The organism is Anaerolineae bacterium (genome assembly GCA_014360855.1).
Taxonomy (GTDB): domain Bacteria; phylum Chloroflexota; class Anaerolineae; order JACIWP01; family JACIWP01; genus JACIWP01.
Map to the genome: position 1 here is coordinate 1 of JACIWP010000158.1, position 7,516 is coordinate 7,516.

The 7,516-nt window shown below is 64.8% G+C and carries 8 protein-coding genes; 5 read left to right on the forward strand and 3 right to left on the reverse strand.

Annotated elements, in window-relative coordinates; all coding sequences use genetic code 11:
• From H5T60_09415 to H5T60_09435, 5 genes are all read left to right on the forward strand, one after another.
• The coding region (locus tag H5T60_09415) for a metal ABC transporter substrate-binding protein (protein MBC7242649.1) at positions 1 to 225 on the forward strand (225 nt) is incomplete at its 5' end.
• A 14-nt stretch (positions 226 to 239) separates the two neighbouring features.
• Complete coding sequence (locus H5T60_09420; GenBank protein MBC7242650.1) at positions 240 to 1,040, forward strand: ATP-binding cassette domain-containing protein; 801 nt, start codon at positions 240 to 242, stop codon at positions 1,038 to 1,040.
• 4 nt (positions 1,041 to 1,044) lie between these two features.
• Positions 1,045 to 1,788 (forward strand): ABC transporter permease subunit, encoded by a 744-nt coding sequence (locus H5T60_09425; GenBank protein ID MBC7242651.1) that lies wholly within the window; start codon positions 1,045 to 1,047, stop codon positions 1,786 to 1,788.
• Between the two features lie 23 nt (positions 1,789 to 1,811).
• The gene (locus tag H5T60_09430) at positions 1,812 to 2,720 is read left to right on the forward strand and encodes a 1,4-dihydroxy-2-naphthoate polyprenyltransferase (GenBank protein MBC7242652.1); all 909 of its coding nucleotides are present in this window, start codon (positions 1,812 to 1,814) and stop codon (positions 2,718 to 2,720) included.
• Between the two features lie 19 nt (positions 2,721 to 2,739).
• Entirely contained in the window at positions 2,740 to 3,999 is a 1,260-nt protein-coding gene (locus H5T60_09435) for a metallophosphoesterase (protein MBC7242653.1), read from the forward strand.
• Between the two features lie 171 nt (positions 4,000 to 4,170).
• Here H5T60_09435 and H5T60_09440 read toward each other — a convergent pair whose 3' ends face one another.
• The 3 genes from H5T60_09440 to H5T60_09450 all read right to left on the reverse strand — a co-directional run bounded on the left by H5T60_09440 (position 4,171) and on the right by H5T60_09450 (position 7,310).
• On the reverse strand, positions 4,171 to 5,730 hold the full coding sequence (locus H5T60_09440; GenBank protein MBC7242654.1) for a right-handed parallel beta-helix repeat-containing protein: 1,560 nt from the start codon (positions 5,728 to 5,730) through the stop codon (positions 4,171 to 4,173).
• 142 nt (positions 5,731 to 5,872) lie between these two features.
• On the reverse strand, positions 5,873 to 6,169 hold the full coding sequence (locus H5T60_09445; protein MBC7242655.1) for a hypothetical protein: 297 nt from the start codon (positions 6,167 to 6,169) through the stop codon (positions 5,873 to 5,875).
• A gap of 16 nt (positions 6,170 to 6,185) precedes the next feature.
• Positions 6,186 to 7,310 (reverse strand): hypothetical protein, encoded by a 1,125-nt coding sequence (locus H5T60_09450; GenBank protein MBC7242656.1) that lies wholly within the window; start codon positions 7,308 to 7,310, stop codon positions 6,186 to 6,188.
• Positions 7,311 to 7,516 lie beyond the last annotated feature (206 nt).

A 7,516-nucleotide genomic window follows, 5' to 3' on the forward strand; every position in this document is an offset into this window, starting at 1 on the left:
GTGCAGGCTCTCAACCAGAACCCGGATAAGTACCGGGATATCCTGATCCAGACGGCGCGCGTCCCCGAGGCCCTGCAGGGGCGCTACACCCTGCCCACATATCCGGAGAAAGAATTGCCCAGCGAGGCACAGGTGGCGGACGTGGTGCAATGGGCACTGGACAAGGGGCTGATCCAGAAACCCCTTGCCTACGATCAGCTCGTCGACGCCAGCTTCCGGAAGTAGAGGTGGCGTGCATCATGAGCGCTCCCATCGTCCTGCTGGACGATGTGACATTCGCCTATCATCCCCAACAGCCGCCGATCTTCCAAGGCTTTCATTGGCAGGTGGAGCAGGGGGAGGCCTGGGCGGTGATTGGACCGTCGGGGTGCGGCAAGAGTACCCTGCTGTATCTGCTCGCCGGCCTGCGCCAGCCCACGGCCGGCACCGTACTGGTGGAGGGCCAGCCGGTGCCGCGCCCGCGCGCCAGCATCGGTCTCATCCTGCAGGACCACGGCCTCCTGCCCTGGGCCACTGTATGGGAGAATGCCGCCCTGGGCGTGCGCATGGGGCACTTTTACGCCCGCAAGCGCTCGCCCAGGGACGCCCCGCGGCCATACCCGCCGGCCCTCCCTCTCTCCGAAGTCGACGCCTGGCTCAAACGGCTGGACATCTACCACCTGCGCCATCACTACCCCAGCCAGGTCAGCGGCGGCCAGCGCCAGCGGGTGGCCATCGCCCGCACCCTTGCCCTGCGCCCCAATCTCCTGCTCATGGATGAGCCATTCAGCGCACTGGACGCGCTGACCCGCGAGGACCTGCAGACGCTGATGGTCCAGCTCCAGGCTGAGCTAGGGGTTACCACTATCGTGGTCACGCATAATATCGAGGAGGCCGTGTTCCTCGGGCGCAAAATCCTGGTGCTTCATGCGCCGCCCAACGAGTCGGCCGTGGTGGTGGACAACCCGGGCGCCGGCTCCCCCGCTTTCCGCGCCAGCCAGGAATTCTGGGAGATGACCCAGCGCCTGCGGGAAATGCTGGCGCCGACGGTCCGGAGGTGATGCGGTGCGCTGGCGTGATCTCGGCATTGGCCTTTTGCTCACCATCATTATCTGGCAGGTGCTGGCCTGGCTGGTGAACCGCCCCATCCTGCCCGGGCCGGCAGTGGTGCTGTACACCTTCGGCCGCGAGCTGATCGCCGGCCGGCTGACCCGGCATCTGCTCATCAGCACCTACCGCGTGCTGGTCAGCATCGCCATCTCCCTGGTGCTGGCGGTGCCGGCCGGCCTGGCCCTGGGCCAAAGCCCGCGCCTGAACCGCATCTTTTCTCCCCTGCTGTATATCGGCTATCCCATCCCCAAGGTCGTCTTCCTGCCCGTGTTCCTCCTCTTACTGGGGATCGGGGACGCCAGCAAGATCGCGCTGATCGTTGTCATCCTGTTCTTCCAGGTGTTGGTGGTGGTGCGGGACCAGGCCAGCGCCATTCGCCCCGAGCTGATCATGAGCGTGCGCTCGCTGGGCGCCGGCCGGTTGGCGCTCCTGCGCTTCGTCTATCTGCCAGCATCGGTGCCGGCCATCCTGACCGCCCTGCGCCTGAGCATTGGCACGGCGGTGGCAGTGCTGTTCCTGGCGGAGAGCTTTGCCACCACCAGCGGCCTGGGCTACTATATCATGGTGGAGAGCTGGAGCCGGGTGGCTTATGCGGAGATGTACGCCGGCGTGGTAGCCATGAGCCTGCTCGGCTTGGGCTTATACTACCTGGCCGATTGGCTGGAGCGCCGGCTGGCCCCCTGGCGCTTTGTCTCCTGAACCCCATGCGAGGACCATACCATATGGCGGACAAACTCTCGGCAACACAACCGATTCCTCGCTGGCAGGCCTGGGTGATGGGCGCGCGACCCCGCACCCTGCCGGCGGCCATCTCCCCTGTGATCGTCGGCATCGCGCTGGCGATGGCCGATGGCAAGTTCTCTTTCTGGCCGGCGCTGGCCGCGCTGGCCGATGCCCTGCTGATCCAGATCGGCACCAACCTGGCCAACGATTATTTCGACCATCTACGCGGCATTGATACGCCGGATCGCAAAGGGCCGCCGCGCGTGGCGGCCAGCGGCCTGATCCCCCTGGCGTCCCTGCGGGCCGGCATCATCGTCGTATTCGGCCTGACGGCGCTCATCGGGCTGTACCTGGTAATACGGGGCGGCTGGCCGGTGCTGGCCATCGGTCTGGCCGCTATCCTGGCGGCCCTGGCCTACAGCGGGGGGCCGTTCCCCTTCGGCTCGTACGGCCTGGGAGACCTCTTCGTCTTTATCTTTTTCGGGCTGGTAGCCGTCGGCGGGACCTATTACGTCCAGGCCCTGCAGTTCTATCCCCTGGTGCTGTTGGTGGCAGTGCCGCTGGGCGCGCTCATCACGGACATCCTGGTGGTGAACAATTATCGGGATATCGAGACCGATGCCCGGGTGGGGAAGCGCACGCTGGCGGTGATACTGGGGCCGGCCGGCGCCCGCCTGGAGTTCATCGGTCTGCTGATCCTGGCCTATGCCGTGCCCGTCATCCTGTGGGGCATGGGGCGTTTCTCCGCCGGCGTCCTGCTCCCCTGGCTCACGATCCCCAAGGCGGTGGGGTTGACGCGCACCCTGTACGCCACTACGGACGGGCCGGCATTGAACCGCGCCCTGGCCGGCACCGCCCAATTGACGCTCTGGTTCAGCATCCTCTTCTCCATCGGGATGCTGGTATGAGCGGACGGGGGTGATGGATATGGAACGTTCGTCCTCGCGGTCCATATCCCCCTTCCTGCCGGCGGAGGACGACCCGTACGCCTATGCCCTGCGGCGTGCGGAGGACGCGCTGGAGAAGCGCTGGCTCCATAAGGCGCTGGTGGCGCTGAACGCGCCGGCCGGCTGGCCGCCGTGGGCCGTGGCCGGCGTTGCCCTGGCCGGCAGTAGCCTGGTGGCGATGAGCTGGCGCGCTTTGGGCGCTGGCGCGTGGGCGCCCTGGGTCCTGCTCCTGCTGACAGCCGTAGCTCTGTGGGATGCGGTCGTCCTGCTCGCCCAGCCCCGCCTGGGCCTGGCGTTCGGCCCCTTCGGCTCCCAATTCGTCATCCTGCAAATTCCCCGGTGGACAGCGGCGTTCCTGGCCGGCCTGCTCGTCCAACTGTTGGGAGCGACGCCGGCCTTCACCCTGCTGGCCGGCGTCGAGCTGGTGGCCGCAGGGCTTCTGGTATGGGGGGCCTGGGTCGAGCCGCGGCGGGTGGAAGTGACGCAGTTGTCCCTGGGCGCGCCGGCGTTCCCACCCGATGCCCCGCCTCTGCGCATACTGCATATCAGCGACCTGCATGTGGAACGCTGGGGCCGGCGCGAGGAACAGGTCCTGGAGCTGGCGCGCCAACTGCGGCCCGACCTGATCCTGCTGAGTGGGGACTACGTGAACCTCTCGAACGTGGATGATCCCCAGGCCCATGCCGATGCGCGCCGCCTGCTGGCCGGCGTATCGGCCCCGCTGGGCGTATGCGCGGTGTTGGGCAGTCCGCCGGTGGACCGCAATTCGGCCGGCCTGTTTCCGGGCCTGGCGGTGCGCCTGCTCCGCGACGAGGTGCACCTGCTGGAGGCCGGCGGCCGGCGGCTGGCCATCATCGGTATGGACTGCAGTCACGACACGGCGCGCGACGGCGAACGCCTGCGCCGGCTGTGCGCCTCCCTGCCGGCGAACGCATACCGCATCCTGCTGTACCATTCGCCGGACCTGATGCCGGCGGCTGTGGAGCAGGGCATTGACCTCTACCTGTGCGGGCACACGCACGGCGGCCAGATTCGACTGCCGCTGTACGGCGCGCTGATCACCTCCTCGCGTCTGGGCAAGCGGTATGAGATGGGATGGTATCGGGAGGGGCGCACGCATTTGTATGTCAGCCGCGGCGTGGGGCTGGAAGGCCTGGGGGCGCCGCGTCTGCGCTTCCTGTGCCGGCCGGAGGTGGCGCTGGTCACGCTGGGGCCGGCCGGTAGTCAAGATCAGGCATAGGTGATATCCGCCGGCGCGGTAGCTGTCACCTGTGCCCTGGCGGGCTTCGACCCCCAGCGTCTCGGCAGGTTTGTCGTTCAGGTAGATGTCTACCTTCACGTACGATATGTTGGCAGTGGAAAACGGCCGGCCGGCTGGATGCCGCGCCGCTCCCCGCGTCGTGCGCAGGGATCAACGCCGTCTTATTATGAGCGGCAGATGGACACCCGGCATATATTCAGGCATATATTCATCCGCTCCGATGTCGAAGCCGGCGCCGATCGGTCGCCGGTCGCCGTCCATATCGGTCGGCACGCCGGCATTCACGCCGGCATCCACCGCCGCCGAGCCGCGGCGAATATGGTAGTCGCCGCCGGCGGGGTTCTCGAAGTCCGGGTCACCCCACACATTGACCAGGCCGGTGAGGATGGTGCCGGCGCCTCCCCAATCGGTCCCGTTGGCCCAGGCGCCGATGCCCCACAGAGTGCCTTCGAGCGTCGCTGTACTGCCGGCCGTCACCGTGATGCCCACGGTGTGGCTGACCAGGATGGTGTTCACCAGCGTGATGGGCTGACCGCTGTTCACCTCAATGCCGTACCCACCCCTTGTGCCAGTGTTGCGGGCGATGGTGTTGTGAAGGAGCGATCCCGTGCTGTTGGATCGGATGGATAGGGCCCCGGCCTCTGCGCCGAGCCCCGGCCGGTTATCCGCGATAAGGTTGTTGGTGAGAGTGAAGGGCGAGGTGTTCCACAACTCCACACCCGCTGTTCTGTGGGCCTCGTTATTGCGGAACACACTGCGGGCCAGGAGCAGTTCCCCGCCGGTGAAGTACAGTGCGCCCGTGTCGTTGCCAGCGCGGTTGTGCTCGAAAAGGCAGTCCTCGATGTGAGCTACAGCCCATGCGAGATGTGCCCCACCTGCGTAGCCGCCAACGCCACCGCCCGGGCTGAGTCCCCATCCGTTGTCCCGGAAAATAGTGCGGCGGATGAGGATGGGCCGGCGGCCTGAGCCGCCGTCAAACTCCAGCCCACTGCCTTGCCATGCATCGTTCGCTTCCAACAGGCTGTCCTCGATGGTGACTGCCGTGGTCCCATAAATGTACAAGCCGCCACCCTGTGTCCTGGGACATCCATTGCACCAGGCATCATTGGCGCGCACGGTGGAAGAGAGGAGCTGGAACGTGCCGCCGAGGACATAGCCTCCTCCGCCCAGGGTATTGGTGGCGGTGTGTGCATCGGCGACATTGCTGTAGATGGTTGTGTGACGAAGGGTCAGATTGGCATCCTCGGCAAAGAAGCCGGCGCCCATATCAGTGACGACGCCGTTGGTGATGGTCAGGCCCTCTATCGTCACCGTGATGAATCTGCCGATAGAAACCACCCGTCGGGCGCCTTCCCCGTCCAGGGTGGTGGGATACGCGGCGGGGTCGCGCAGCACGGGGCCGGCTGGGGCGCCGTTCCACCCGCCGGCGAGGGTGATGCTTCGCGTGATGGAGATAACCGCTGTGCCGGTGCCGGTGTAGATGCCCTGGGCGAGGTAGATGGTACTGCCATCGCCGGCCTGCTCCAGGGCCGTCTGCAAGGCGCAGGGATTGGCCTGAGAGCAGGCCGTACCGGCGCCGTCAGGCTTGACGAAGAAGGTCTGATCATCTGCCAGGGCGGGCGGGGTCATCCCCAAAAGGAATATTCCCGCCAGCAGGAACGCCGCCAAGAGGAAACTTACTCCCAGGTTTCGATACGTTCGTGCATTCATCTTCTGCTCTCCTTCAGGGGCTGTGAAGGCGGTGGCGCCGACAATGCGTGCATGAGGTGCCGGCAGTGACATTGCCGGCGCCGCCGTGAGTGTCCTGGATGGGAACGAGTGGTCAGGCGCATTGGCGATACATAAGGATTTGTTATGAACGGTCCCGCATTACCAGCGGGAGGTAGATATGGCGCTGTGCTGCTCCTGCCCTGGTAATGCCGCACCAGTACCCCTGACAGCCTGCGTAATGGGCGCTGGTGGAGGCGCCGACAGCCGTCTGCCCAATGGTGAAGTTAAGGCTGTAGTGGGTGGAGCTGGTCGGTCCCCCGCCGCCGTTGGTCAGTGGTATGAACCAATCCAGCCGGAAGTTGGTGGAGGACATCGCCAGGGCGCGGCCGGCCAGGGCGAGCATAACGACCAGAGTCAGGAGAATAGCCGTACGTTTCATCGCCCCCTCCTACCGCTCATTCTTCGACCAGGTGTACGTACATATTGCCCAGGCGAATCCGGTCGTCATAGCCGTCACCATCAAAGTGCAGGCTGAACTTCACGAAGACCGGCCCGTAAATGGCGGTACCCGTACCGGTGCAGGCCTGGCATGTCCAGGAAGTGGAGGAAGGAACGCTGGAGACGCTGCAGAGGCTTTGGGTTGTGCCGTCGGTTTTGACGTATGCCACACTCACGCTGCTGATAGAGTCGTTGAGATGAGTGTCAGCCATTGAGTAGCAGAAGTGGAACGAGGAGAATTTGACGCGCGTGCCGAAGAGGTACGCCGGCACGTCTGCGGGCAGCAGTGCGGTGACATTGTCCGCCCCGTCAGTATAGAGCGCAACCCATCCAAATTGGGAGGAGTGGACGATCTTCAGGTCATCATCGCCGCTGGCGTCCCCGGCTACTATATTCAGAGGGCTGACCATCCAGTCCGTGGCGGCCGAGCTCTTGATGATGCCGGTGCCGCCGGCCTGGATGGCGACGCCGGTATCGCTGCTGCCGAACACGCCGGTGCCTCCATTCTGCCCCTCACCATAGACGCCCCGACCTGCGGAGGAGCTTGTACCCCCTTTAATCCCATAGGCCGAACCGCTGGTCGCCGTATTCCACGCATGCAGAACCGCATAGGGCGAGGCGGTTACACTGCCCGAAATTTGGGCTCCCGGTTTCAGGCTGAACGCATAGGGTACGGGGTAGATGGGCTGGCGGGGTCTCATCTCGGCATCGGACCCCACTTTGATACCCAGGTACAGTTGCTGACCATTGAGGTGCTCGTTGGTGCAGTTATCTATGGTCATGTTGAACAACCCGTTCGACACGTTTACGTTGTTCTGGGTCTTGGAACAAAGCGCTGTCCCGCCGGTGGACACCGTGTAGATACTGGCTGTGATGCTGTAGGTTCCGTTTAATGGGTTCCCGCTGGCATCGGTCAGCCGGCCCTGGATGGGGATTTTCCCCTCTACGTTCGCTTCGATGTTTACCTCCCCTTGTTGTACCTCTGCCCTCGACTGCTCCGGTCCCTGGGCCAGGGATGAGCCTAAGGTCAAGAGCAGCAGCACTACGATGAGGCTACCCGTGATTGTCCATTTGCCTCGCATGTTGCACCTCCTTGCTCTGTTTTGTGAACGGCGCGCCTGACCGCACGTTCGTCCCCGAGACTCGATGGGTTTGTACGTGTATTTCTATCGCTCATTTTCCCGAGGTTAAGAAGGCGGCGCCGGCGAGAAGCCGGCGTAACCAGCCGGCGTGAATGACCTCTGCCAGCCAGGAAAGGCTTCAGGATGCCGCCGCGGCGGTCGCCTCC